Here is a 24,862-nt window from a genome sequence, read left to right on the forward strand (position 1 = left end):
CGCGCGGGGTCAAGCCCCGTTGGCGCGCGGGTTCTACAGGCGCGCGCTGCCCCGGAAGGCGCAGGCCTTGACCCGTTCCCACGGGCCGCCGCGATAGTGCCACAGCTCCAATGCGGGAAAGGCGAAAGGCGGCTTGGCCAGCCAAGGCGCGAGCAGCGCAGGAAGGCGCGACTGGAGCGCCCGCGCCTCGTCCTTCGTCACCTTGTTCTGGATCGTGATGTGCGGGCGCGGCTCAACCAGATCCTGCGCGGTGAGGCTGCCGTGGAAATGTTCGGCAATGCCTTCACGAAGCGCGAGAAGCTGCGGCGCCTCGAGCGCGATGGCCGTGCCGGTGCCGAGATCCATCACGCCCTTCACCGCCCCCTCGGGCGCGGCGAATTCGGCGGCGATCTTCGGGAGATAGTCCGCCAGCTCCTCCCGCAGCGAGGGCGCGAAGGCGTGGAACAGGGTCACGTGGGCGTGGAGATGGTTGCGCTCGGGCGGATAATGCGCGCGGCGCAGGCCCTCGGCAAAACCTGCAAGGTCAGGCGGCAGCGCGGCGGTGACGATGAACGGCTGGGGCATAGCCAGGTGGTCTGGTCCGCAAGCGATCCCGGATCAAGCCAGGGATCGCGGCCAGAGCCTTACATTTCGCCGCGATCCCTGCGGATGGCGTACCACTTGGCGACGTTGGCGTTGTGCTCTGCGAGCGTGTCGGCGAAGGCGTGCCCGCCCGTCCCGTCGGCGACCATGAACAGCGCGGCGGTCTTTTCCGGATTGAGCACCGCGGCGATGCTGGCGCGGCCCGGGTTGGTGATCGGCCCTACGGGCAGCCCGGTGCGGGTGTAGGTGTTGTAACCATTGACCGCGGTGATCTCGGACTGGTTGATCCGCCGCCCCAGCGGCTTGCCCTTGGTGATCGGGTAGATGATCGTCGGGTCCGCTTGCAGCTTCATCCCCGTCCGCACGCGGTTGGAATAGAGCCCGGCGACCATGCGGCGCTCTTCGGGCTTGCCGGTTTCCTTCTCGACGATCGAGGCGAGGATCAGCGCGTCGCGCATCGTGTCGACCGCGATGCCGGGCGCGCGCTTGGCCCATTCCTCGGCCAGCGCCTTGTCCATCGCCGCCTGCATCTGCTCGACGAGTTCCTTGCGCGATTGCCCGCGCTCGAAGCTGTAGGTGTCGGGCAGGATCGAGCCTTCGGGCGGCACGGGCACCTCGCCAGTCAGCAGGGGCTCGGCCATCAGCCGTTCCCACACGAGGATCGAGGGCATGCCTTCGGGGATGGTGACGAAGCGGCGGATCACGTCACCCGACTGGAAGGCGTCAAGGATGTCGCCTTGGCTCATGCCGGGCTTCAGCAGGAACTCGCCCGCCTGGATCGGGGCGTCGGAGCCGAAGATGCGCGCCTGAAGCGTGAAGCCGGAGGCCGAGGAGATCAGCCCCTCGGCCTCGAGCTTGGCGGCGACCGTGCCCACGGAGGCGCCTGCGGGGATCGTGAAGGGCGTGTCCTTCGTGATGGTGGCCGATCCGAGGAACGTCCACGCCAGCACCATCCCTGCCGCGGCAAGGCCCAGCACCAGCAGCACGAGACCCCGCACATCTTTCACGTTGTCAGTCGACCTTCTGCATGATGATCGAGGCGTTGGTGCCTCCGAAGCCGAAGGAATTGTTGAGAACCGCACGCACTTCCCTCTTCTTCGCCTTCAGGGGAACGAGGTCGATGCCCTCGGTGCCGTCATCGGGATCGTGAAGATTGAGCGTCGGCGGAACGATCCCGTCGCGCATCGCGAGGATGCAGAAGATCGCCTCGACTGCGCCCGCTCCGCCGAGAAGGTGGCCGATAGCGCTCTTGGTCGAGGACATCGACGCCCCGCCGAGATCATCGCCCAGCACGCGCTTGATCGCGGCGAGTTCGATGGTGTCGGCCATTGTCGAGGTTCCGTGGGCGTTGATGTAGTCAATGTCGCCCGGGCCGAGGCCGGCCTTTTTCAGCGCCATGCGCATCGCCAGTTCCGCGCCGCGGCCTTCGGGGTGCGGGGCGGTGACGTGGTAGGCATCGCCCGACAGGCCATAGCCGGTGACTTCGGCGTAGATCTTGGCGCCGCGCGCCTTGGCGCGCTCGTATTCCTCGAGCACCACCACGCCCGCGCCCTCGCCCATGACGAAGCCGTCACGGTTGCGGTCATAGGGGCGGCTCGCCTCGGTCGGGCGGTCGTTCATGCTCATGTTGAGCGCGCGCGCCTGCGCGAAACCGGCGATGCCGAGCGGGTTGATGGTGCTTTCCGCCCCGCCCGCCAGCATGATGTCGGCATCGTCCATTGCGATCATGCGCGCGGCATCGCCGATCGAGTGCGCGCCGGTCGAGCAGGCGGTGACGACCGCGTGGTTCGGGCCCATGAAGCCGTACTTGATCTGCACCTGACCGGTGATCAGGTTGATCAGGCGCCCGTGTACGAAGTGCGGGCTGACCCGGCCCGGGCCGCGTTCGTGGAGGTTGACGCTCTCGATCTCGATGCCCGGCAGGCCGCCTATCCCTGAACCGATCGAGCAGCCGGTGCGCTCCTTCTCGGCATCGGTCATGTCGGTGAGGCCCGCATCTTCCAGCGCCTGCCCGGCGGCGTCGATGCCGTAGACGATGAAGGGATCGACCTGGCGCTGGACCTTGTGGTCGACCCGCTTGTCGGGATCGAAGCCCCAGGGGTGGTCCTTGCCCTTCACCTCGCAGGCGATGGTGCACTTCTGGTTCGAGGCATCGAAGCGGGTGATCTGGCCCGCCCCGCTTTCACCGGCAATGAGGTTCGCCCACGAGGTCTCGACGTCCCCGCCGAGCGGGGTGACAAGACCGAGGCCGGTAACAACCACACGGCGCATATCATTCTCCAAAACGCACAACAGGCTCAACCCGTCCGGGCTGAGCCTGTCGAAGCCCCGTTCCGTCTTCCCGGCCCTAGGGCCGGAAAGCACCCTTCGACACGCTCAGGGCAACGGGAATGGTCGGGCAATCAGCCCTTGTGTTCTTCGATGTACTTGGTCGCATCACCGACGGTGGTGATCTTCTCGGCCGCATCGTCGGGGATTTCGACGCCGAATTCCTCTTCGAAGGCCATCACCAGTTCCACGATGTCGAGGCTGTCCGCGCCGAGATCGTCGATGAAGCTTGCATCCTGAGTGACCTTGTCAGCCTCGACGCCGAGATGCTCGACGACAATCTTTGCCACCCGGTCGGCAGTATCGCTCATGGTATTCCCTCTTGAAACTGGGGTTAGATAAGTCGCCCCCGCCCTAAAGAAGGGCGCGGGGATGTGCAAGTGGGCATGACGTTCACCGTCCACCGTCACCGTAATGAAGGACAAGTTGCTGCTCGGCCCTGAGGCGCGAGGCGATGCGGCCGAGGCCTTCCTGCGGTTCGAGCTTGCCGGGCTTGAGGTCGAGCGCGGCGCGATAGAACCGCTCGGCCAGCTCCAGCTCGCCCTCGCCCTCGCGGCACAGGCCGATGTTGAACAGGATGGTGATGCTCTGCGGATTGCTCGCCTCGAGCGCTGCGAAGGCGCGGCAGGCCCCTGCCACATCGTTCTTGGTGAGGCGCAGCGCAGCCTTGAACGCACTCTGGTCCGCCTTGCTCATCCCCTCGCGGCTTTCGAGCACGCGGATCGCCTCGGCACGGTATTCGGGCGCGAGATCGTGGCGCACCGCATCGGCAAAGCCGCGCGCCAGTTCCTCGACCATCGAATCGACCGAGGGGCTGCCCTTCTCGTCCTTGCAGAAGCGGCGGCCGGTGGTGGCGGTGTCGCCCTTGGCATAGAGCAGATCGCCCTCGCGCGCGACGAGGCGCACCTCGGGCCGCAAGGTCACCTCGCGCATCCGGCAGGGGTAGGTGACGGTCTTCTTCTCGCTGCACTTGCCGCGGTCGTCGCGGGCGGCGCATTCCTCGACATCCTTGGTGCCGTCGTCGCGGTCGCGCCATTCGACCTCGGCGATCCCGCGCATCACCGCATCGGGGCCGGCCTGCGCGGCGGGGGCCTGCGGGTTGCCATCGTAGGTGTAGCTGTCACCGAAAGCGGGCGCGGTAAAGGTCAGGGCGAAATAGGGCTGCCCCTCAATCACAGCAGAGCGCAAGGCGCTGTCGATGGCAAAAGCCAGCCGCTCGCCCCCGCGCCCCGAAAAGTCGGCAATCGCGATCGAGCGCGCGCGCGAAGGCGCATCGGTTCCGGCAGCATAAATGCCGGCAACGGGAAGCGTCTCGGCCTGCACACCCGAAGCGCCTAAGACCGCCGCCGCACAGAACACGGCACTGCGCACACCCGGCCGCATCACACCATCACCCGCAGCGCCATCGCGACGGTGCTCTTGTTGTAGACCTGCGTCAGCCGCACCAGCATCAGCGCTGCCTTGTTCTCGACCTGCAGGGGCATGGCGGAAATTTCGGTCACGAGGTTCTCCGGCGAGGTGCGCACGAGATCGGCATGGCACACGACATTGCAGATGCCCGGCAGCAGATCGACCACCTTCTGCGGATCGAGCTTGGCCAGCAGCAGCAGCAGATCGGGATCGAGCGGGGCGGCCGAGCGGCTGACATTGCCGAGCGCCTTCACCGCCGTGTCCAGCGTGTGCTCGCCCACGATGTTGAGCAGCGCGAGTCCCAGCACCAGGCTCTTGGTCTCGGCCGGGATATCGGTGCGGGCGTCGAGGTGCTTGATCTGCTCGGCCAGCGCCGCCTGCTCCTCCTCGGAGACGTTCTGCATCAGGTTGAAGCAGATGGCCGGCAGCGCGCCCTTGCAATCGTCGAAGGCGAGGCCGCGCATGATGTCATTGGTGCGGGTCGCGCGTGGAACCGCGCGGGCGCGGTCATAGGCACGGTCGAGCGCCTGGAGCAGGATCTGGAGAATGAGATTGGGGCCGACCGCCACGTCCTCGTCCCCGATCCGCACGGTGAACAGGCCCGAACGGAACAGCGCCATCGCCCCCAGCCCGGCGGTCAGCACATGGAGTTCGTCCGAGAGCCCGAGCTTCTCGGCCGGCACCAGATAGAAGGCGAGCGCCGCCGCCCCGCCATTGACCGCGATGTAGATGACCCCGGGCCAGCTTGCGAGCGGGGCGAAAGGCCGGTCGCGATAGCGTGCCATCATCTCGGTCGCGCCGACCGCGACACCGACCAGGGCGGTGAGCAATTGCAACGGATCGACAGGGGCCGGGTTCGCAGGCGAAAACCAGCCGAGCAGCGCCGCCAGCGCGCCCACCAGCACCACAGCAAGCACCCCTGCCACCACCGCAGGCGGCAGCATCGGTTTCTTCGCCTGTTCGACCGCGTCCATCATTCCCCCCCCGAGGCGAAAAGACTACATCTTGGCAATCTGCGAATATTTGAACGCGCGCTGGCCGATCGCGGTCAGGATCATGCGCTTGTCCTGTCCGTGGCATTCGAGCAGCGCTTCGTCCTGCATGGTCTGCAAGGGGGCTTCGAGAGCGTCCTGCTCGACCCCCAGTTCCTTGCCGATGGCGTCGACCGTCAGTCCGCCCTTGCGGCCGATCAGATCGAGGATCTGGGTCCAGGCGACGCTGTCATCGGCGGTTTCGGCCGCCGGTTCTGCCGCTTCGGCTGTGGCGGATTGCTCGGGCCGCAGCGGCGGAACGATGGGCGGGTTGCTGGCCGGATGCTTCAGAAATTCGGTCGAGCCCTTGGTCGCGCGCTTGAAGATCGACATCACATGTCTCCTTCCCACGAGGATAGAGCGCCCTCGGGAAGAATCCAAGCGACTTGTCGCGCGCTAAGGCTTAGCCCGCGGGCTTCGCCTGAGGCTCGACCACGCGCAGGTGCAGCTCGCGAAGCGCCCGCGGCTCGGCCGGGGACGGTGCGCCCATCAGCAGGTCCTCGGCGCGCTGGTTCATCGGGAAGAGCGAGATTTCGCGCAGGTTCTTCGCGCCGCACAGCAGCATGATGATCCGGTCGACGCCCGCAGCCATCCCCCCGTGCGGCGGCGCGCCGTACTGGAAGGCGCGGTACATCCCGCCGAAGCGCTCCTCGACATCCGCCTTGGACAGGCCGACGATCTCGAAGGCCTTCACCATCGTCTCGGGCTTGTGGTTGCGGATCGAGCCGGATGCAATCTCGTAGCCGTTGCAAACGAGATCGTACTGGAACGCCTTGATGGTGAGCGGGTCCTGCCCCTCCAGCGCCTCGATCCCGCCCTGCGGCATCGAGAAGGGGTTGTGGCTGAAGTCGACCTTCTTCTCGTCCTCGTTCCATTCGTAGAACGGGAAGTCGACGATCCAGCACAGCTCGAAGCGGCTCTCGTCGATGAGGCCCAGCTCCTCGCCCACGCGAATGCGCGCGGCACCGGCGAGCTTGGCGGCGTCGGCTTCCTTGCCCGCGGCGAAGAACAAGCCGTCGTTCTCGCCAAGGCCGAGCTCGGCATAGAGCTGCGCCATGCGCTCGGGCCCGTGGTTCTTGGCGATCGGGCCGCCGAATTCGCCGCCCTTGCGGGTCACATAGCCGAGGCCCGCGTAGCCCTCCTTGCGCGCCCAGTCGTTCATGTCGTCGAAGAACTTGCGGCTCTTCTCGTGGGTCGCGGGCGCGGGGATGACGCGCACGACGCCGCCGCCGCCGACGATCTTTTCGAACAGGCCGAAGCCCGACTGCGTGAAGTGCGAGGAGACGTCGCTGATGATCAGCGGGTTGCGCAGATCGGGCTTGTCGCTGCCGTACTTCAGCATCGCCTCGTCATAGGGGATGCGCGGGAACTGGCCCGAGGGGGTCACGTGCTTGTCGCCCGCGAAGGCGGCGAAGGAGCCCTGGACCACGGGCTCCATCGTCTCCCACACTTCTTCCTGGGTGACGAAGCTCATTTCGAGGTCGAGCTGGTAGAACTCGCCCGGCAGGCGGTCGGCGCGCGGGTCTTCGTCGCGGAAGCAGGGGGCGATCTGGAAGTAGCGGTCGAAGCCCGCGACCATCAGCAGCTGCTTGTACTGCTGCGGCGCCTGCGGGAGCGCGTAGAACTTGCCCGCATGGATGCGGCTCGGAACGAGGAAGTCGCGCGCGCCTTCAGGGCTCGAAGCGGTGAGAATGGGCGTCGAGAACTCGTTGAATCCGGCCGCGTTCATGCGGCTGCGCATGTCGGCGATCACCGCCACGCGGGTCATGATGTTCTTGTGCAGCGTCTCGCGGCGCAGGTCGAGGAAGCGGTACTTCAACCGGATATCCTCGGGGTAAGGCTGCTCGTCGGCGACCGGCATCGGCAGCTCTTCCGCCGCGCTCTGCACGGTGACACCGCGCGCGAAAACCTCGATCTCGCCGGTTGCAAGGTTGGCGTTGACTGTCCCGGCAGCACGCGCCTTCACCGTCCCCTCGATGGTGACGACGCTCTCCACGCGCAGGCCCTCAAGCACCGGCAGCGCCGGGCTGTCGGTATCGGCCACAATCTGCGTGATCCCGTAATGATCGCGCAGGTCGACGAACAGCACGCCGCCGTGGTCGCGCTTGCGATGGATCCAGCCCGACAGGCGGACGGTCTCGCCGACGTTGCCGGAAGAAAGCTGTGCGCAAGTGTGCGTGCGATAGGGGTGCATCTAAACTCTTGTCCTGTTTGCGGCTAAGACGCTAGGGCGCGCTCGCGCGGCGCTGCTCGAAGCATCGGCTCCGTCGTCGGCGCGCTAACAGGGCAAGCCTCGCACTTTGTCAAGCGGTGCGGGCTTACCGGGATCGATCCCGAGGGCGGCACTCCGCCCGGCAATGCGAAAAGAAGACATGAAAATCCATCCGCTGATTACCACCACCGAGGCCCTCTCCGACCTCTGCGACCGCCTCGCGAAGTCCGATTTCGTCGCGGTCGATACCGAATTCATGCGCGAGAACACCTATTGGCCCGAACTCTGCCTGGTGCAGATCGCCAATACGGAAGAAGCCGCCGCGATCGATCCGATGGCCGACGGGATCGACCTCACGCCGCTGCTCGACCTGATGTGCAACAACGAGGACGTGCTCAAGGTCTTCCATGCCGGCGGGCAGGATGTCGAGATCATCGTCAACCTCACGGGCAAGACCCCGCACCCGATCTTCGACACCCAGATCGCGATGATGGCGATCAGCCAGTCCGAACAGATCGGCTATGCCAACCTCGTCGAGACCTGGGTCGGCCTCACCATCGACAAGGGTGCGCGCTTCACCGACTGGAGCCGCCGCCCGCTGACCGAGCGGCAGATCGAATATGCCATCGGCGATGTGACCCACCTCTCCGCGATCTTCCCCAAGATCCTCAAGAAGCTGATCAAGACCGGGCGCGGCGTGTGGCTGGACGCGGAGATGGAAAAGCTGGCGGACCCCGCCAACTACCTCACCGATCCCAACGTCGCCTGGAAGCGCATCCGCCAGCCGGGCCGCAATCCGCAGGTGCTCGGGCGGATGAAGGCGCTCGCCGCATGGCGCGAGGCCGAGGCGCAGCACAAGAACATCCCGCGCGGCCGGATCATGCGCGACGAGACCCTCGCCGACATCGCCAGCCATCCGCCCAAGGCGCAGGCCGACCTTGCCAAGGTGCGCGGGCTTTCGGCGGCGTGGAAGGACAACGACATCGGCAAGCGGCTGATGAAGGTCCTCGCCGAGGCCGAGCCTCTGCCCAAGAGCGAGATGCCCGAGAAGATCAAGCAGGGCGCACCGCTGGGCAAGGAAGGCGCGCTCGTCGCGGACCTCCTGAAGCTCCTCCTCAAGATCCGCGCCCGCGAGATCGACGTTGCCCCGCGCCTGCTTACCCGCGCCGACGAGATGGAAGCGCTCGCCGCGGGCGTGCGCGATCTGCCCGTGCTGCAAGGCTGGCGGTTCGAGGTGTTCGGCAAGGATGCGCTCGACCTCGTCGAGGGCAAGCTCGCCTTCGCGGTCGAGAAAGGGCGGCTCAAGATGACCCATATCGACGACGTGGTGGTGCCGGAATCCGCGCCCGACACGCTGGCGGCGGAGTGAATAGCCACCTCCCCGTTCAGGCTGAGCTTGTCGAAGCCCTGCACTTCTTCTCGAACCGAAGCCTGAAGTGAAAAACGGCCCTTCGACAAGCTCAGGGCGAACGGATTAAGGAGGTAACGCCATGTCCACCTACCTCCCCACCATCAAGCAGCTGCAATACCTCGTGGCGCTTCACGAGCACGGGCATTTCGGCAAGGCGGCGGACGCCAGCTTCGTCTCGCAATCGACGCTCTCGGCGGGGATCCGCGAGCTTGAATCGCTGCTCGGCGTGACGCTGGTCGAACGCTCGCGCCGCGTGGTGCGCTTTACCGCGCTGGGCGAGCAGGTGGTGGCCAAGGCCAATCGGCTTCTGCGCGAGGCGGAGGAGCTCGCCGATCTCGTGCAGGCCTCGGGCAAGCCGCTTTCGGGCGAATTGCGCATGAGCGTGATCCCGACCATCGCCCCCTTCCTGCTGCCGCGCATCCTGCCCCGGCTGAAGCGGGAGCGCCCCGATCTCAAGCTGATGCTGCGCGAGGAGACGAGCCACGACGCGCTCGAATCGCTCTCCCACGGGCGGGTCGATTGCGTGCTGCTGGCCCTGCCATTCGACACCGGCGATGCGGCCATTGCCCATATCGCCGACGACCGCCTGTTCGTGGCCTTCCCGAAGGACGACCCGCGCGATCCGCCCGCCTCGATCAAGCCCGAGATGATCGATCAGGGGCGGCTGCTGCTGCTGGAGGATGGCCACTGCCTGCGCGACCATGCGCTGGCCGCCTGCAACCGCGCCGAACTGCGCGCCAGCGCGGCGATGATCGGGACGAGCCTGCACACGCTGGTGCAGCTGGTCGACAATGACCTCGGCCTCACCATGCTCCCCGAAATGGCGCTGCGGGCGGGCATCCTTGCGGGCACCGAAGTGGTCGCACGCCCCGTCGACAGTCCCACCGCCAAGCGCGAGATCGTGCTCGCCTGGCGCAAGAACTCCCCGCGCGAGGCCGATTTCCAGCTCCTCGCCGAGGAACTGCGGGCGGGCTGAAGCCGTTGGCGCGGCAGGCGAAAGCGGTTAGGCTGCATCCATGACCGCGCCTGACGAGGAGCCCCTCCCCTACCCCGCCGCCCCGAGCCCGCGCACGGCGGGAGCGGGGTTTCTGCTGGCGATCCTCGCGCTGCTGCTGGGCGGTCTGCTGCTGCTCAACAGCGGATCGCTCGAAGCCTCCTATGCGGGCATCGCCTTCATGGGTCTGATCCCCTTCGCGATCGGCGCGCTGATCACGGGCGCGGGGCTACAGATCTATTCGCACTACGGCTGCATCGCCGCGCCGGTGCTGATCTTCGCCATCATCTTCGCGCTGATGCATTTCACCGGGCAGGAGGGGCTCGTCTGCATCCTGATGGTGCTGCCCCTGTGGCTGGCGGCAGGGCTCGGCGGCGGGCTGGCGACGTGGATCATCCACCGCCGCCAGCGGCGCGCGGCGCAGGCCGAGGGCACGACCCGGGTGCAGGCATTGGCGCTCGCCGCCCTGCCCTTCGCGCTGCTTTATGCCGAGGAAGCGAGCCCGCCCGCGTGGGAGGAGCGCAGCGTGGTGCGCCATGTCGATATTGCCGCGAGCGCCGGGGACGTCTGGCCGCTGCTGCTCTCCATTCCCGCTGTCCGCGAGGACGAGGGGTTAGCCACCTTCACCCACGACATCGCCGGCATCCCCCGACCCGCCGCAGCGCGGCTGGTGACGCGCGATGGCCGGCTGGTGCGCGAGGGCCGCTGGGGCGGCGCGATCCGCTTCGAGGAGCGCGTCACCACGCTCGAGCCCGGCCGCCGCATCGCATGGGATTTCGCCTTCCCCGACAATTCGGTGCAGGCCTATACCGACCGGCACATTTCGCCCGACGGCCCGATGCTCAAGATCGCCCGCGGCGGCTATACCCTCACCCCGCTGGCGGACGGACGGGTGCGGGTGACGCTTTCCACCACCTACGCGATGCGCAGCCGCCTCGGCTGGTACGCGGCGCTGTGGGGCGAGCAGATGCTCGGGGATGTCGAGGACAACGTGCTGGCGATCATCAAGGGCCGCGCCGACAAAGCGGGCGCATGATCCTGCCGCTTCGTCCGACCTTGCTTGCCTTCGCGGGGCTGCTGGCCCCGGCTGCACCCGCGCTGGCCGAGCCTGTCAGCCTCACCCCGCTCGTCAACATCCGCCTGCAGCGCGAGACCGCCGCGCAGGACGATCTGCCCGAAAGCGCCGAGGCACTGATGGTGCGCCTGCGCGCCGGGGCCGAGGCGAAGGCCGGGCGCTGGAGCGTGAGGGTGGAGGGGCAAGGCAACCTCGCCATCGTCGAGGATTACAACAACGGCCTCAACGGCAAGGCCGAGCGGCCGATCGTGCCCGATCCGGAAAACATCGCCCTCTATCAGGGCTTTGTCCGCTACACCTCGCCCGCGCTCACAGCCACGCTCGGGCGGCAGGAGATCAGCCTCGACGATGAACGCCTCGTCGGGGTCGCGCCGATCCGGCAGAACGCGCAGACCTTCGATGCGGCGCGGGTGGTGTGGAAGCCGGCAGCCGATCTCAAGCTCGACGTCAGCTATGCGTGGAGCTTCCGCACCATATGGGGGATCGACGGCACGGGCGCGCGCCAGCAGGCGGTGGGCGGGGACAAGGTCTTCGTCAATGCCGCGTGGAAGAGCCCGGCAGGCACGCTCACGGGCTTTGCCTACCTCGTCGAGCTCGACGAGGCGGCGGTGCAGAACTTCCGGCTCTCCAGCCAGACCTACGGGGTGCGGCTGGCAGGCGCGCAGACAATCGCAGCGAACGCGAGCCTGGGCTACACCGCCAGCTACGCGCGCCAGTCGGACTATGGTCGCAACCCCAACGACTATGCCGCCGATTACTTTCAGGCCGAGGGCGCCTTCGAGCATCGCGGGTGGCGGCTGGCGGCGGGGTTCGAAAGCCTCGGCGCCGATAGCGGTCAGCCCTTCGCCTCGTTCCAGACGCCGCTGTCCTCGGGGGTCAAGTTTCTGGGGCTGATCGGGCGCTTCCTGCCCACCCCGCCCGATGGCGTGCGCGATTTCAACGCGACCGCCGCGCACAGCTTCCCAAGGGTCGGCCCGTTGCAGAACCTGCGCCTGCAAGCGGTGTTGCGCCACTTCACCTCGGACCGCAACGCGCGGGTCTACGGCAACGAGGTCGATCTGCTGGCGAGCGCGAAGTGGGGCCGCACCGCGCTCTCGCTGCGCTATGCCAATTACGTGTCCGAAGGCTTCGGCAGCGATGCCCAGCGACTGCTGGCGCAGGTGGAGTGGGCGCTCTAGCCGCGCCTCAGCATTCGGTCAGCGCGAGGCTCATGGCGAGGGTCGCGCCGATCGCCAAGCGCAGGCTGCGGCGCGGTGGCGGGGGCAGGCGCACGGGGGCCGCGGCGGCGAGCGCGCGGATGTCGTAGGTGGCGAGCAAGGTCAGATCGCCGAGCTGGCGCCGTTCCATGTCGCCGACGAGGCCGTGGACGTCCTCCGCCAGCAGCTCCGCATCGCCGATCAGCGCCGAGGCGCGGGTGAATTCCCCGCGCGCGATCGCGTCGCGCGCCTCACCCTGAAGCCGGCGCGCGTGATCCGCCAATTGTCCGACATAGTCGCCCGATCCGGGCTGCGGCTCCGTGTCCATAGGAGACGGTGTAACCTGAAGCGCCGCCCGCCTCAATCCATATGCTTGAGGCCGACGCGCAGGTAATCCCATCCCGTGATCAGCGTCAGCGCCGCGGCGGTCCACAGCGAGACGAGGCCGACGAGGTGCACCCAGCTGTCCGCGACCGACCCGCAGCCCTCGAACACCGACTGGCACGGCGGTCCGTGGACCGCGCCGCCGAGGATAAGCGCGCCCAGCGCCACCAGCTGGAAGGTCGTCTTCCACTTGGCGAGCGCCGAAACCGGGACCGAGACCTGGATCCCGCCCAGAAACTCGCGCAGGCCCGAGACCGCGATCTCGCGCACGAGGATCACCAGCCCCGCGATCACGTGGACGTCGCCCGCATAGGGCCCGCGCAGATAGCCCTGTGCGGTCAGCACCAGGATGACCGCGGCGACCATGATCTTGTCGGCGATCGGATCGAGGAAGATGCCCAGCTTCGAGACCGTTCCCTGCGCGCGCGCCAGATAGCCGTCGAAAAAGTCGGTGATGGCGATGATGCAATAGAGCACGAAGCCCACCAGATAGCCCGCGCGCCATTCGGGCCACCACAGGAAGAACGCCAGCAGCGGCACCGCGAAGATGCGTGACAGCGTGAGGATATTGGGCAGGCTCGACATGGTGTGTGACCCCCGCTCTAGCGCCGGATGGCGCGCGGCAAAAGCCCTCCCCGCACGCATCCCCTCCCTTTGCGCACTTGTGTAAGCCGCCCCTGCCGCTATGTCGCGGGTAACGAACAGGGAAGCGACAGCGTACACCACGCATGACCACATCACTCGATCTGATGCGCAAGCGGCGCTTCCTGCCGCTGTTCCTGACCCAGCTCCTGAACGCGCTGAACGACAATCTCTACAAGAACGCGATGGTGCTGTTCATCGTGTACCAGCTGTATGATTCGCCCGAGATGGAGACGCTGATCAGCGGCGTCGCCACCGCGCTGTTCGTGATCCCCTTCGTGCTGTTCTCGGCCACCTCGGGCCAGCTTGCCGACATGCGCGACAAGACCAAGATCATCCGCTGGATCAAGTTTGCCGAGATCATCATCATGATTGTCGGCGGCATCGGGCTGATGATGGCCGCACGCGGCGTGGCGGTGGAGACCGTCGCGATCCCGCTGATGTTCCTCGCGCTGTTCGCGATGGGGCTCCATTCCACATTCTTCGGCCCGATCAAATACGCGATCCTGCCCCAGCACCTCGAAGAGGACGAGGTGCTCGCGGGCACGGGCCTGGTCGAGGCGGGGACCTATGTGGCGATCCTTGCCGGCATGATCCTCTCGGCGATCTTTACCGTCGAGGAGAGCACCATCGCCATCATCGTCTTCGCGCTGATCGGCTATGTCGTGTGCCGCCAGGTGCCGCCCGCGCCCGCGCAGTGCGAGGACACCAAGATCGACTGGAACCCGATCCGCGCCTCGAAGGACCTGATCGCCTTTTCCTTCGGCAATCCCGAGCTGCGCTATTCGGTGCTCGCGATCAGCTATTTCTGGGCGATTGCCGCGATCCTCGGCACCCAGTTCTTCCCCCTCGCCAAGAACGTGCTTCTCGCCGACAAGCAGGTGGCGATGGTGCTGCTGGTCGCCTTCTCGGCCGGCATCGCGATCGGATCGGTGGCGATCAACGCGCTGCTGAAGGGCGAGATTTCCGCGCGCCATTCCGCCGTATCGGTGCTGGTGATGGGCGTGCTGCTGATCACCTTCTACCTCGAATGCCGGATGTGGAACCTGACCCCGGCGGCAGGCGGGCTGTTCTCGGTGCCCGAATTCCTCGAACAGCCGCTCGCGCTGGTGCTGATCGCCAACCTGCTGCTGATCGCGGTGGCAGGCGGCATGTTCGTGGTGCCCCTCTACGCCTTCCTGACGACGCGGGTCGACAAGTCCGAAGCCTCGCGCTCGGTCGCGGCGAACAACTTCGTCTCCTGCGTGTTCATGGCGGTGGGCGCAGGGGTTGCCGGCGTGCTCGGCTTCTTCGGCATCCCGCTAGAGGAACAGCTGCTGCTCAGCCTGTTCCTGTGCATCGTCTCGGCACAGCTCTCGCGCAAGCTCTACAAGGTCGAGCAGCAGCGCCCGGCCGAGGTTGCCGCCCAGATCTAGATAATGAAGGCGAACACCGCGAGCGTCAGCGCCACATAGGTGCTGGCGACCCCGCGCACGTCTTCCATCGTCAGCCGCCACAGGCTCTCCGCCGGAATCGGGATCAGGTCGCGCTTCACGTGCGGCGGCAGGCTGGCGCGGAACCAGTGGCGGGCGGTCTCGTCAGTGAGGACCAGGCTGCGACGCATTTTGCGATTCTCCCGAAGGTCAGGTGCCCAGTTTTAAGACTTTCTTAACCATTGGAAACGCTTTGCGGCGAGTGTGTCACAGCGTGGGACAGGCCGTGCCGGGCTGTGGACCCGGCCAAAGGTGCCGCTCCCCGTTTGCACCCTCGCCCGCGCGCCGTTAGAGGCTCGGGATTGGACGACGGGAGAGCTTTTCACATGACCGATTCCACCCGCACCGCAGCTGCGCTGCTGGTCGATTGCCTTGCCACGCAGGGCTGCGAGCGGATCTTCACCGTGCCGGGGGAAAGCTTCCTCGCCGTGCTCGATGCCCTGCCCGACCGGCCGGAGATCGAGGTCGTCACCTGCCGCCAGGAAGGCGGGGTCGCCTTCATGGCCTGCGCCGAAGGGGCGATGAACGCGGCCGGATCGGGCCGCCCGGGGGTCGCCTTCGTCACTCGCGGCCCGGGCGCGACCAATGCCTCGATCGGCGTCCATGTCGCGCATCAGGATTCGCAGCCGATGATCCTGTTCGTCGGCGATGTCGCGCGCGGGATGCAGGGGCGCGAGGGCTTTCAGGAGGTCGATTTCACCGCCTTCTTCTCGCCCATCTGCAAGTGGGCCGCGCGGATCGACGATCCCCTGCGCATCCCCGAATATATCGCGCGGGCCTATGCCGTGGCGATCAGCGGGCGGCCCGGCCCGGTGGTGCTCGCCCTGCCCGAGGACATGCTGGTCGAGCACGTTCCCGCCAGCCTCCAGCCGCGCCCGATGGCGCTGCGCCCGGCACAGGCCGTGTGCCCCGATGCGATGCGCGCGCTGTTCGACATGATCGGTGACGCCGCGAGCCCCATCGCGATCATCGGCGGCGCGGGGTGGAACGCCAAGGCGCGGGCCTACTTCCAGCAGTTCGCCGAGAGCATCGGCCTGCCGGTGGCGACCGCCTTCCGCCGTCAGGACGCGATTGCGCCCGACAGCCCGGTCTATGCCGGCAACCTCGGCTATGGCCCCAACCCCAAGTTGGTCGAGCGGGTCAAGGCCGCCGACCTCGTGATCGCGGTCGGCGCGCGGCTCGGCGAGGCGACCACCGACGGCTACGAGGTGCCGACGCTCGAGCACCCCGGCCAGACCCTCGTCCACATCCACCCCGATCCCGAGGAACTTGGCCGCGTCTATCGCACCGACCTCGCACTGTGCTGCTCCATGGACGAATTCGCCGAATGTGCGGCGCTGTGGGATCACAGCGACATCATCCCCTTCGACGCCGGGGCCGAGGCGCACGCCGAATGGCTCGCCTGGGCCACCCCGCAGCCGTCAGACGCCGCGATTGATCTGGGCGCCTGCGTGGCGGCGATGCGCGGAAGCCTGCCGGCCGACACGATCATCTGCAACGGCGCAGGCAATTTCGCCGGCTGGTGGCACCGCTACTGGCGTTATGCCGCCTATCCCGGCCAGCTCGCACCGACCTGCGGGGCGATGGGCTATGGCGTGCCCGCGGCGGTGGCGGCGGCGCTCAAGCATCGTGACCGCACCGTGGTTGCCGTGGCGGGTGACGGGGACTTCCTGATGAACGGGCAGGAACTCGCCACCGCCGCGCAATATGGCGCGAACCTGATCGTGGTAGTGGTCGACAACGGCGCCTACGGCACGATCCGGATGCATCAGGAGCGCGAATATCCCGGCCGCGTGTCGGCCACGCAGCTCGCCAATCCCGATTTCGCGATGCTGGGCGCGGCCTTCGGCGCGTGGAGCACGCGGGTGGAGACGACCGAAGGCTTCGTCGCCGCGCTGGAAGAGGCGAAGGGTCGCAGCGGCATCCGCCTGATCCACGCCGTGACCGATCTCGAACGCATTGCCGCAAGCGGCGCGACGATCAGCGGCCTGCGCGCAAGGGCGAACCGGACGGCCTGATTCCCGCGCCGGTCTCGCAGGGGTCCAGATCGCGTTTCGCGCGGCCCAGACTCCCGCCAGACCGCGCCAGACCCCCGTCAGCGCGATGTTTTACGTGAAACATCGCGGCGCCGGCGGGTCAGCCTTGGGCCATCTCGCAGATCACCGCCCATTCCTCCGGCGTCACCCCGCAGACCGACAGGCGCGAGAGACGGATGAGCTGCATCTCGGCCAGCCGCGGCTCGGCCTTGATCGCGGCAAGGGTGACGGGCCTTGCGAACTTCGATTTGGCCTTCAGCTTCACCGCCGCCCACTTGCCCGTCTCGTCGGTCGGATCGCCGATCCCGGAGACGGTGATCTCGGCGATCCCGACAATCTCGAGCCCCTCGCGGGAGTGGTAGAAGAACGCCTCGTCGCCCGGCTGCATCGCCATTAAATTGTTGCGCGCCAGATAGTTACGCACGCCGTCCCACGTCCCCTCGCCCTCGGCGACTAGGTCGTCCCAGCTGTATTTGAAGGGTTCGGATTTCATCAGCCAATAGGCCATCGGTGGGCGTGCTCCTGCGTGGTGGACGCGCCCCGATAGCCCGCCCGCCCCCGCTTCGCCAAGCCCCGGCGGTTAACCCGATCTTTAGCGCATTCTGCGAGGAATCGCCCAGAACGAAGGAGAGGCGGCGGGGCCCACAGGCCGTCCTCCCCCAAGGGACAAGGCAAAGGTTTTGACGGATCACACGCCAGACAACCCGCTGAAAGCCGCCGAACGCGACATCATCGCGCTCGGCATCGCCGCGGCTGCCGTGATCATGCTGATCGGCACCGGCGGCTCGGTCCTGCCCCAGGCGGTGCGCGCGCTGTTGGGGGAAGGCGGCCGGCCCGACGTGCTGCTGGTCAATGCCCTACTCCTCAACATCGCGCTGATCATCTTCGGCTGGCGCCGCTACCGCGAGCTGACCCGCGAGATCGAGGTCCGCCGCCAGGCCGAAGCCCGCGCGCAGATGCTCGCCGCGACCGATCCGCTCACCCAGTGCCTCAACCGCCGCTCGATGCTCGAGGCGACCGAGGAGCTGCGCGCCCGCGCTGCGGTGCGCGGCGAGGCGGTGGCCTATTGCATGGTCGATCTCGACAATTTCAAGCAGATCAACGACATGCACGGCCATTCCGCGGGCGATGCCGTGCTGGTGATGATGTGCGACCGGATCCGCACCCTGCTCCCGCGCGAGGCGCGGCTGGCGCGGCTCGGGGGTGACGAATTCGCCTTCGTCATGCCCTATCCCGCAGGCCACGCCGACCGGGTCGACGATCTCGTCATCCGCCTGTTCGAAAGCATGGCCCAGCCCTTCCGCATGCCCGAGCTGACGGTCGATCTCACCATGTCGATCGGGCTGGCCGCGGACCATGATGCGGACGGGACCATCGGCCTCGTGGTCGATGCCGCAACGCTGATGCATCGTGCGGACATGGCGCTATACCATGCCAAGAAACAGGGGCGGAACAGATACTTCTGGTTCGAAGCGAGCATGGAGAGCGAACTGCGCTTCCGCAACCAGCTCGAAACCGGCATCCGCCGCGGCCTCGCGCGCGGGGAGTTCGTGCCCTTCTACGAACAGCAGGTCGATCTCGAAACCGGCGCGCTGGTCGGCTTCGAGATGCTCGCCCGCTGGCGCTCGCCCCAGCTCGGGCTGATCAGCCCCGACATCTTCGTGCCGATCGCCGAGGAGATCGGCCTCATCAACGATATGTCTGAACGCCTGATGGAACAGGCCTTCGCCGACGCGCGCGAATGGGACGATGCGCTCACGCTCTCGATCAACATCTCGCCCGTGCAGCTGCGCGATCCGTGGTTCGCCCAGCGCCTGCTGAAGAAGCTGGTCGCGGCCAACTTCCCGCCGCGCCGGCTCGAGATCGAGATTACCGAAAGCTGCCTGCACGAGAACATCGGCCTCGTGCGCTCGATGATCATGTCCCTGCGCAACCAGGGCGTGCAGATCAGCCTCGACGATTTCGGGACGGGCTATTCGAGCCTCGAACAGCTGCGCAACCTGCCCTTCGACCGCATCAAGATCGACCGCAGTTTCGTCAGCGAGCTGAAGGAACCGGGCAACCGCTCGCGCATCGTCGAGGCGATCATCTCGCTCGGGCGCGGGCTCGATCTGCCGCTGACGGCCGAGGGCGTCGAGGACGAGGAAATCCTCAATGCGCTGAAGGCGATGGGCCGCCTCAAGGCGCAGGGCTATTTCTACGGCCAGCCCGAAGATGCCGATGCGGTGCGTGCGCGCCTCAGGGCAGCGGGCAAGCTCACCGGCGCGCCGGGGGATCCGGCCGCGCAGCAGCGCGCGGGCGGTGAGGACGGCCCGACGCTCTACCGCATCGCCCGTCCCTGATCGTCGCCCCCGCAGGCGCGGGACTGGACGCGCGGCCCTCGCGTGCATAGATGCACCCGCGTGAGCCAGACGATCCCCTTCATCAAGATGCACGGCCTCGGCAACGACTTCGTCGTGCTCGACGGGCGGGAGACGGCGCTGCCCGCGATGACCCCCGCCGTGGCGCGCGCGCTGGGTGACCGGCGCACAGGGATCGGCTTCGACCAGCTGATCCTACTGGAGCCGAGCGAAACGCAGGATTTCCGCGTCCGCTTCTTCAATTCCGACGGCAGCGAGGCGGGCGCCTGCGGCAATGGCAGCCGCGCGATCGCCCTGCTCCACGGCGCGCCCGCACAGGTCGAGACCGCCGGCGGGACACTCAGCCTCGAGCCGCTCGAGGGCGGCGCGCGGGTCGACATGGGGAGCCCACGCTTCGATTGGGATGCGATCCCGCTCGCCTATGCGATGGACACCTTCGCCATGCCGGTCGGGTGGGAGACGCTGGAAGGGCCGATGGCGGTCAATGTCGGCAATCCGCATGCGGTGTTCTTCGTCGAGGACGCCGATGCGGTGGACCTCGAAGCGCTCGGCCCCGTGATCGAGCATGATCCGGTTTTCCCCGAGCGGGTGAACGTCAATGTCGCCAGCCTTGCCGGGCCCGATCACCTCCGCTTGCGCGTCTGGGAGCGCGGCGCAGGCCTTACCCGCGCCTGCGGCACCGGCGCCTGCGCCACCGCCGTCGCCGCGATCCGCAAGGGGCTGGTGCAAAGCCCGGTGCGCGTCACCCTCCCGGGCGGCGATCTCGTGATCGCATGGCAGCCGGGCGGCACGATCCTGATGAGCGGCCCCGCAACCGAAAGCTACCGCGGCAGCTTCCGCTGGGACGACTACGCTTGAACGCAGCCGCTCCCGCCGCGCCGACCATCATCAGCCTCGGCTGCCGCATGAACATCGCGGAGAGCGAGCGGATGCGCGCGATGCTGGCGGGAGAGGAGAACCTCGTCGTCGTCAATTCCTGCGCCGTCACCGCCGAGGCGCTGCGCCAGACGCGGCAGGCGATCCGCCGTGCGCGCCGCGATCACCCGGCCGCACGCCTCGTCGTGACGGGCTGCGCGGCGGAAATCGACCGTAGCTCCATCGGCGCGATGGACGAGGTAGATGCGCTGGTCGCCAACGCTGCCAAGCTCGATCCGAGGGCATGGAACGTGCCCGGCGAAGCGCCGCCCCTTGCCCCTGCGCGCACCCGCGCGTTCGTCACGGTGCAGAACGGCTGCGACCATGCCTGCACCTTCTGCGTCATCCCGCAGGGTCGCGGGGCGAGCCGCTCGCTCACCGTGCCGCAGGTGCTGGCCGAGGTGGAAGCGCACCTCGCAGCCGGCACGAAGGAAGTCGTGCTGACCGGTGTCGACCTCACCTCGTGGGGCCATGACCTGCCCGATGCCCCGCGGCTCGGCACGCTGGTCGCCGCGATCCTTGCCGCTTTCCCTGCCCTCCCCCGCCTGCGCCTGTCTTCGGTGGACGGGGTGGAGATCGATCCGTTGCTGTTCGAGCTGCTGGCGGGCGAGGAACGGGTGATGCCGCACCTCCACCTCTCGCTCCAGCACGGGGCCGACCTGATCCTCAAGCGCATGAAGCGGCGGCACTTGCGCGGCGATGCCGTGGAACTGGTCGCGCGCCTGAAGGCGCAGCGACCCGACATCGCCATCGGCGCGGACCTCATCGCGGGCTTCCCGACCGAGGACGAGAGCCACCATCAGGCGAACCTTGCGATCATCGACGAACTCGACATCGTCCACGCCCACATCTTCCCCTACTCGCCCCGCCCCGGCACCCCCGCCGCGCGGATGCCGCAGGTGCCGCGCGAGGTGGTGAAGGCCCGCGCCGCCGACCTGCGTGCGCGTGCTGCCGACCGCCGCGCCGCGTGGCTCGCCGGGCTTGTGGGCGAAACGCTCCCCGTCCTCGCCGAAAGGGGCGGCACGGGCTATGCCCCCAACTACGCACCCGTCGCCCTGCCCACCGGCACGGCGGCTGGCATCATCATCGACGTGACCCCATCGGGCCTCAGGGAGGGCCTGCTCGCATGAGTGAAACCAGCTGGACCCAGCGCCTGTTCGGAGGCTTCGCCAAGACCTCCGAGCGGCTGAGCGCCAACCTGCCCGGCAGCAGCGGCGGGAGCGCGAAGCTTGACGACAAGACGCTCGACGAGGTCGAGGACGCGCTGATCCTCTCCGACCTCGGCCCGTCCGCCGCCGCCCGCATCCGCGCGCGCCTCGCCGAGAAGCGCTTCGGGCTCGAAATCACCACGCGCGAATTGAAGGAAGCCGTAGCCGAGGAAATCGCCGCGATCCTGCGTCCCGTGGCCAAGCCGCTCGAAATCACCGCCTTCCCGCGCCCGCAGGTGATCCTCGTGATCGGGGTCAACGGCTCGGGCAAGACCACCACCATCGCCAAGCTCGCCCACCTGTTCCAGGAGGACGATTATGGCGTGCTGCTGGCCGCGGGCGACACGTTTCGCGCGGCCGCCATCGGCCAACTGGCGACCTGGGCGGGGCGCATCGGCGTCGATCTGGTGCGCGGGCCCGAGGGCGGCGATCCGGCGGCGATCGTGTTCGATGCGGTCCGCCAAGCCACCGACACCGGGATCGATGCGCTGATCGTCGACACCGCCGGCCGCCTCCAGAACAAGAAGGAACTGATGGAGGAGCTGGCCAAGATCCGCCGCGTCCTCGGCCGGCTCAATCCCGAGGCGCCGCATGATGTGGTGCTCGTGCTCGATGCCACCAATGGCCAGAATGCGCTGTCGCAGATCGATGTGTTCAAGGAAGTCGCGGGCGTCACCGGGCTCATCATGACCAAGCTTGACGGCACCGCGCGCGGCGGCGTGCTGGTCGCGGCGGCGGAGCAATATGGCCTCCCCATCCACGCCATCGGCGTCGGCGAGAAGATGGAGGACCTCAGGCCCTTCGACCCCGACCTCGTCGCCCGCGTGATCGCAGGGGTGGCGTAAAAGTCCTCGTCATTGCGAGGAGCCGCAGGCGACGAAGCAATCCATCGACCATTCACAAGCGGCAAACTAAGGGCCATGGATTGCCGCGCGGCTGCGCCGCTCGCAATGACGAAGAAAGAGACATGAGCGAGAACGAAACCAAGAAGGCCGCATCCAGCTGGCTGGGCGTCGCGGTCGATTACGGCCCGCTGCTGGTGTTCCTCGGCGTCTATCGCTGGAACTCGCCCGCCGAGCCCAATGCGGTGAGCGAGCTCGCCGCGATCGTCGCGGGCACCGCCGCCTTCATGGTCGCCGCGGTCGCAGCCCTTGCGATCTCGAAGTGGCGGCTGGGCAAGGTCTCGCCGATGCTGTGGTTCTCGACCGCGCTGATCGTGGGCTTCGGCAGCCTCACCATCTTCTTCGGCGACCCGACCTTCGTGCAGCTGAAGCCGACGATCATCTACGCGACCTTCGGCGTGGCGCTGCTCGGCGGGTTCGTGATGGGCAAGGCGCTGCTGCGCATCCTGCTGGAAGCCGCCTTCGAGGGGCTCTCCGAGGAAGGCTGGCTCAAGCTGTCGCGCAACTGGGGCGTGTTCTTCCTCGTCCTCGCCGTTCTCAACGAAGTCCTGCGCGCGCAGATGGACTTCGAGGGCTGGCTTTGGGCGAAAATCTGGGTGTTCCTTCCGCTGACCTTCCTCTTCACGCTCAGTCAGGTGCCAATGCTGATGAAGCACGGCCTGAGCCTCGAGGACGCGAAAGACGAAGCGCTGAAGGACGAGCCGCCGACGGGCTAAGCCCCTAGATCTCCACCTGGCTCCCCAGTTCGACCACGCGGTTGGTCGGCAGGCGGAAGAAGGCCATCGCGCTAGCGGCGTTCCTCAGCATCCACGCGAACAGCTTCTCGCGCCAGATTGCCATGCCGGGCTTGCTCGAGGGGAGCAGCGTCTGGCGCGACAGGAAGAAGCTCGTCTGCATCATGTCGAACGCCCCGTCGCACAGGTCGAGCGTGCTCAGCAGCTTGGGCACGTCGGTTTCCTCGAGGAAGCCGCAATAGATCGTCACGCGGTAGAACCCGTTGCCGAGGCTCTTGCATTCATAGCGCTCGGCCTCGTCGACATAGGGCATGCCGCGCACCTGCACGGTCAGGATCAGCACGCGTTCGTGCAGCACCTTGTTGTGCTTGATGTTGTGCAGCAGCGCGCTCGGCACGCCCGAATTGCTCGAGGCCATGAACACCGAGGTGCCCGGCACGCGGGTCGAGGAATTGTGCGCGCTCTTGGCGAAGATCTCGATCGGGAGCGAGCCTTCGGCCATGCTCGCGCGCATCAGCTCGCGGCCCTTCGACCAGGTGGTGAGCAGCGTGAAGATCGCAAAACCGATCAGCAGCGGCACCCAGCCCCCGCTCGGCACCTTGATGAGGTTCGCGCCGAAATAGGCGACGTCGACGATAAGGAAGGCCACCACCAGCGGCAGCGCCTTCCACACCGGCCAGCGCCACAGGCTGAACAGCACGGCGGCAAGCAGCAGGGTGTCGATGAACATCGCCCCCGTCACCGCGATGCCATAGGCCGCCGCAAGCGCGCTCGAGGACTGGAAGAACAGCACCAGCAGGATCACCATGATCATCAGGCCCCAGTTGATCGTGGGGATGTAGATCTGCCCCGCCGCGGCGGCGCTGGTGTGGCGGATTTCCATGCGCGGGATGAAGCCAAGCTGGATCGCCTGCTGGGTCAGGCTGAACGCGCCCGAGATCACCGCCTGGCTGGCGATGATCGTGGCGAGCAGCGCGAGGATGATCACCGGCACGCGCACGATGTCGGGGATCATCAGGAAGAACGGGTCCTTGATCAGCGCGGCAGCCTCGGCTGGCGAGGACTGCGACAGGATCAGCGCGCCCTGCCCCATGTAGTTGAGCATCAGCGCGGGGTAGACGAAGGTCAGCCACGAAATGCCGATCGGCTTGCGGCCGAAGTGCCCCATGTCGGCATAGAGCGCTTCCGCCCCCGTTACCGCCAGCACCACGCTGCCAAGCGCGACGAAGGCGACGAAGCCGTCGCTCTCGAAGAACTTGAGCGCGTTCAGCGGATTGATCGTGTGCATGATGATCGAGGGATCGGCGCTCAGATGCATCACACCGAGCACCGCGAGCATGCTGAAATAGGTCAGCATGATGGGGCCGAACAGCTTGCCCACGCGGTCCGTGCCGCGCGACTGAATCGCGAACAGGCCGAACAGGATCGCCACCGCGGTGGGCACAATCCAGGGTTTGAAGCCCGGGACGATGTATTGCAGACCCTCGGTCGCGGAAAGCACCGAGATCGCGGGCGTGATCATGGAGTCGCCGTAGAACAGCGCCGTGGCGAAGACACCGAGCAGGATCAGCGGGCCGGTCCACGCCTTGGTCGCCGAGGTGCGCTTGATCAGGGCGAGCAGCGCCAGGCTCCCGCCCTCGCCGCCATTGTCGGCGCGCATGATGGTGAGGACGTATTTGACCGTCACCACCATCATCATCGACCAGAAGACGAGGCTCAGTACCCCGTGGATATGGTCAACGTCCGGAGAGATGCCGGGCGCGCCGTGGTGCGAGGCGAAGGTTTCGCGGAAGGCGTAGAGCGGGCTGGTGCCGATGTCGCCGAACACCACGCCGATTGCGCCCACCGCGAGCGCTATCGGAGAGCCGGTGTGGCCATGGCCATGACCGGAAGAGGCGTCGGCGGTATCGGCTGCGGTATTCATCATCGGATTTCCCGTATCCCCCCGGTACTGCCCATCCGGCGCGAGA

General features: G+C 67.2%; 24 protein-coding genes. 11 read left to right on the forward strand and 13 right to left on the reverse strand.

The window, feature by feature from the left end:
* Positions 1 to 33: 33 nt before the first annotated feature.
* The 8 genes from BZF57_RS14530 to aspS form a co-directional block, all read right to left on the reverse strand.
* Positions 34 to 564, reverse strand: a complete 531-nt coding sequence (locus BZF57_RS14530; protein ID WP_086739252.1) for a 2'-5' RNA ligase family protein — start codon at positions 562 to 564, stop codon at positions 34 to 36.
* Positions 565 to 623: 59 nt separating this feature from the next.
* Complete coding sequence (mltG, locus tag BZF57_RS14535; protein WP_086739254.1) at positions 624 to 1,580, reverse strand: endolytic transglycosylase MltG; 957 nt, start codon at positions 1,578 to 1,580, stop codon at positions 624 to 626.
* A gap of 13 nt (positions 1,581 to 1,593) precedes the next feature.
* A complete protein-coding gene (gene fabF, locus BZF57_RS14540) occupies positions 1,594 to 2,853 on the reverse strand; it encodes a beta-ketoacyl-ACP synthase II (RefSeq protein WP_086739256.1) in 1,260 nt (419 codons plus the stop codon).
* A 131-nt stretch (positions 2,854 to 2,984) separates the two neighbouring features.
* Complete coding sequence (locus BZF57_RS14545) at positions 2,985 to 3,221, reverse strand: acyl carrier protein (RefSeq protein WP_017666217.1); 237 nt, start codon at positions 3,219 to 3,221, stop codon at positions 2,985 to 2,987.
* 82 nt (positions 3,222 to 3,303) lie between these two features.
* Positions 3,304 to 4,293 carry a hypothetical protein gene (locus BZF57_RS14550; protein ID WP_086739258.1) on the reverse strand — a complete coding sequence of 330 codons (990 nt, stop codon included), beginning with the start codon at positions 4,291 to 4,293 and terminating at the stop codon, positions 3,304 to 3,306.
* Positions 4,293 to 5,297 carry a hypothetical protein gene (locus tag BZF57_RS14555; RefSeq protein ID WP_086739260.1) on the reverse strand — a complete coding sequence of 335 codons (1,005 nt, stop codon included), beginning with the start codon at positions 5,295 to 5,297 and terminating at the stop codon, positions 4,293 to 4,295. The genes BZF57_RS14550 and BZF57_RS14555 overlap by 1 nt, the downstream gene beginning before the upstream one ends.
* 21 nt (positions 5,298 to 5,318) lie before the next feature.
* Entirely contained in the window at positions 5,319 to 5,684 is a 366-nt protein-coding gene (locus tag BZF57_RS14560) for a MarR family transcriptional regulator (protein WP_086739263.1), read from the reverse strand.
* A gap of 70 nt (positions 5,685 to 5,754) precedes the next feature.
* Positions 5,755 to 7,545: an aspartate--tRNA ligase gene (gene aspS / locus BZF57_RS14565; RefSeq protein WP_086739265.1), complete on the reverse strand. Its 1,791-nt coding sequence runs from the start codon at positions 7,543 to 7,545 to the stop codon at positions 5,755 to 5,757.
* Between the two features lie 178 nt (positions 7,546 to 7,723).
* Here aspS and rnd point away from each other — a divergent pair, with 178 nt between their 5' ends.
* From rnd to BZF57_RS14585, 4 genes are all read left to right on the forward strand, one after another.
* Entirely contained in the window at positions 7,724 to 8,932 is a 1,209-nt protein-coding gene (rnd, locus tag BZF57_RS14570) for a ribonuclease D (protein WP_086739267.1), read from the forward strand.
* A gap of 121 nt (positions 8,933 to 9,053) precedes the next feature.
* On the forward strand, positions 9,054 to 9,950 hold the full coding sequence (locus BZF57_RS14575; RefSeq protein ID WP_086739270.1) for a hydrogen peroxide-inducible genes activator: 897 nt from the start codon (positions 9,054 to 9,056) through the stop codon (positions 9,948 to 9,950).
* Positions 9,951 to 9,990: 40 nt separating this feature from the next.
* Positions 9,991 to 11,004: an SRPBCC family protein gene (locus tag BZF57_RS14580; protein WP_086739272.1), complete on the forward strand. Its 1,014-nt coding sequence runs from the start codon at positions 9,991 to 9,993 to the stop codon at positions 11,002 to 11,004.
* Positions 11,001 to 12,221, forward strand: coding sequence for an alginate export family protein (locus BZF57_RS14585; protein ID WP_086739274.1), 1,221 nt, complete (start codon positions 11,001 to 11,003; stop codon positions 12,219 to 12,221). Before BZF57_RS14580 ends, BZF57_RS14585 begins: the two co-directional genes overlap by 4 nt.
* A 7-nt stretch (positions 12,222 to 12,228) precedes the next feature.
* Here the strand turns inward: BZF57_RS14585 and BZF57_RS14590 are convergent, their stop codons facing one another.
* Positions 12,229 to 12,567 (reverse strand): hypothetical protein, encoded by a 339-nt coding sequence (locus BZF57_RS14590; RefSeq protein ID WP_086739277.1) that lies wholly within the window; start codon positions 12,565 to 12,567, stop codon positions 12,229 to 12,231.
* Between the two features lie 32 nt (positions 12,568 to 12,599).
* Positions 12,600 to 13,208 carry a CDP-diacylglycerol--glycerol-3-phosphate 3-phosphatidyltransferase gene (gene pgsA / locus BZF57_RS14595; protein WP_086739279.1) on the reverse strand — a complete coding sequence of 203 codons (609 nt, stop codon included), beginning with the start codon at positions 13,206 to 13,208 and terminating at the stop codon, positions 12,600 to 12,602.
* A 143-nt stretch (positions 13,209 to 13,351) separates the two neighbouring features.
* Here pgsA and BZF57_RS14600 point away from each other — a divergent pair, with 143 nt between their 5' ends.
* Positions 13,352 to 14,680, forward strand: a complete 1,329-nt coding sequence (locus BZF57_RS14600) for an MFS transporter (protein ID WP_086739281.1) — start codon at positions 13,352 to 13,354, stop codon at positions 14,678 to 14,680.
* Here the strand turns inward: BZF57_RS14600 and BZF57_RS14605 are convergent.
* A complete protein-coding gene (locus BZF57_RS14605) occupies positions 14,677 to 14,868 on the reverse strand; it encodes a hypothetical protein (RefSeq protein ID WP_086739283.1) in 192 nt (63 codons plus the stop codon). The genes BZF57_RS14600 and BZF57_RS14605 overlap by 4 nt on opposite strands.
* Positions 14,869 to 15,063: 195 nt before the next feature.
* Between BZF57_RS14605 and BZF57_RS14610 the strand changes: the two genes are divergently transcribed.
* Entirely contained in the window at positions 15,064 to 16,755 is a 1,692-nt protein-coding gene (locus BZF57_RS14610; RefSeq protein ID WP_086739285.1) for a thiamine pyrophosphate-binding protein, read from the forward strand.
* A gap of 118 nt (positions 16,756 to 16,873) precedes the next feature.
* Here BZF57_RS14610 and BZF57_RS14615 read toward each other — a convergent pair whose 3' ends face one another.
* Positions 16,874 to 17,281 (reverse strand): EVE domain-containing protein, encoded by a 408-nt coding sequence (locus BZF57_RS14615; RefSeq protein ID WP_086739287.1) that lies wholly within the window; start codon positions 17,279 to 17,281, stop codon positions 16,874 to 16,876.
* Positions 17,282 to 17,453: 172 nt separating this feature from the next.
* On the opposite strand from BZF57_RS14615, the gene BZF57_RS14620 reads away from it, so the two are divergent.
* From BZF57_RS14620 to BZF57_RS14640, 5 genes are all read left to right on the forward strand, one after another.
* A complete protein-coding gene (locus tag BZF57_RS14620) occupies positions 17,454 to 19,115 on the forward strand; it encodes a putative bifunctional diguanylate cyclase/phosphodiesterase (protein WP_086739289.1) in 1,662 nt (553 codons plus the stop codon).
* 87 nt (positions 19,116 to 19,202) lie between these two features.
* Positions 19,203 to 19,991 (forward strand): diaminopimelate epimerase, encoded by a 789-nt coding sequence (dapF, locus tag BZF57_RS14625; protein ID WP_240506006.1) that lies wholly within the window; start codon positions 19,203 to 19,205, stop codon positions 19,989 to 19,991.
* A complete protein-coding gene (locus tag BZF57_RS14630) occupies positions 19,988 to 21,178 on the forward strand; it encodes a MiaB/RimO family radical SAM methylthiotransferase (RefSeq protein ID WP_276206635.1) in 1,191 nt (396 codons plus the stop codon). The genes dapF and BZF57_RS14630 overlap by 4 nt, the downstream gene beginning before the upstream one ends.
* A complete protein-coding gene (ftsY, locus tag BZF57_RS14635; protein WP_086739295.1) occupies positions 21,175 to 22,101 on the forward strand; it encodes a signal recognition particle-docking protein FtsY in 927 nt (308 codons plus the stop codon). The genes BZF57_RS14630 and ftsY overlap by 4 nt, the downstream gene beginning before the upstream one ends.
* A gap of 122 nt (positions 22,102 to 22,223) precedes the next feature.
* Positions 22,224 to 22,874 carry an inner membrane-spanning protein YciB gene (locus BZF57_RS14640; RefSeq protein ID WP_086739297.1) on the forward strand — a complete coding sequence of 217 codons (651 nt, stop codon included), beginning with the start codon at positions 22,224 to 22,226 and terminating at the stop codon, positions 22,872 to 22,874.
* A gap of 4 nt (positions 22,875 to 22,878) precedes the next feature.
* Here BZF57_RS14640 and BZF57_RS14645 read toward each other — a convergent pair whose 3' ends face one another.
* Positions 22,879 to 24,819, reverse strand: a complete 1,941-nt coding sequence (locus tag BZF57_RS14645) for a potassium transporter Kup (protein ID WP_086739299.1) — start codon at positions 24,817 to 24,819, stop codon at positions 22,879 to 22,881.
* Positions 24,820 to 24,862 lie beyond the last annotated feature (43 nt).

This window comes from Erythrobacter colymbi (assembly GCF_002155685.1).
Lineage (GTDB): Bacteria > Pseudomonadota > Alphaproteobacteria > Sphingomonadales > Sphingomonadaceae > Erythrobacter > Erythrobacter colymbi.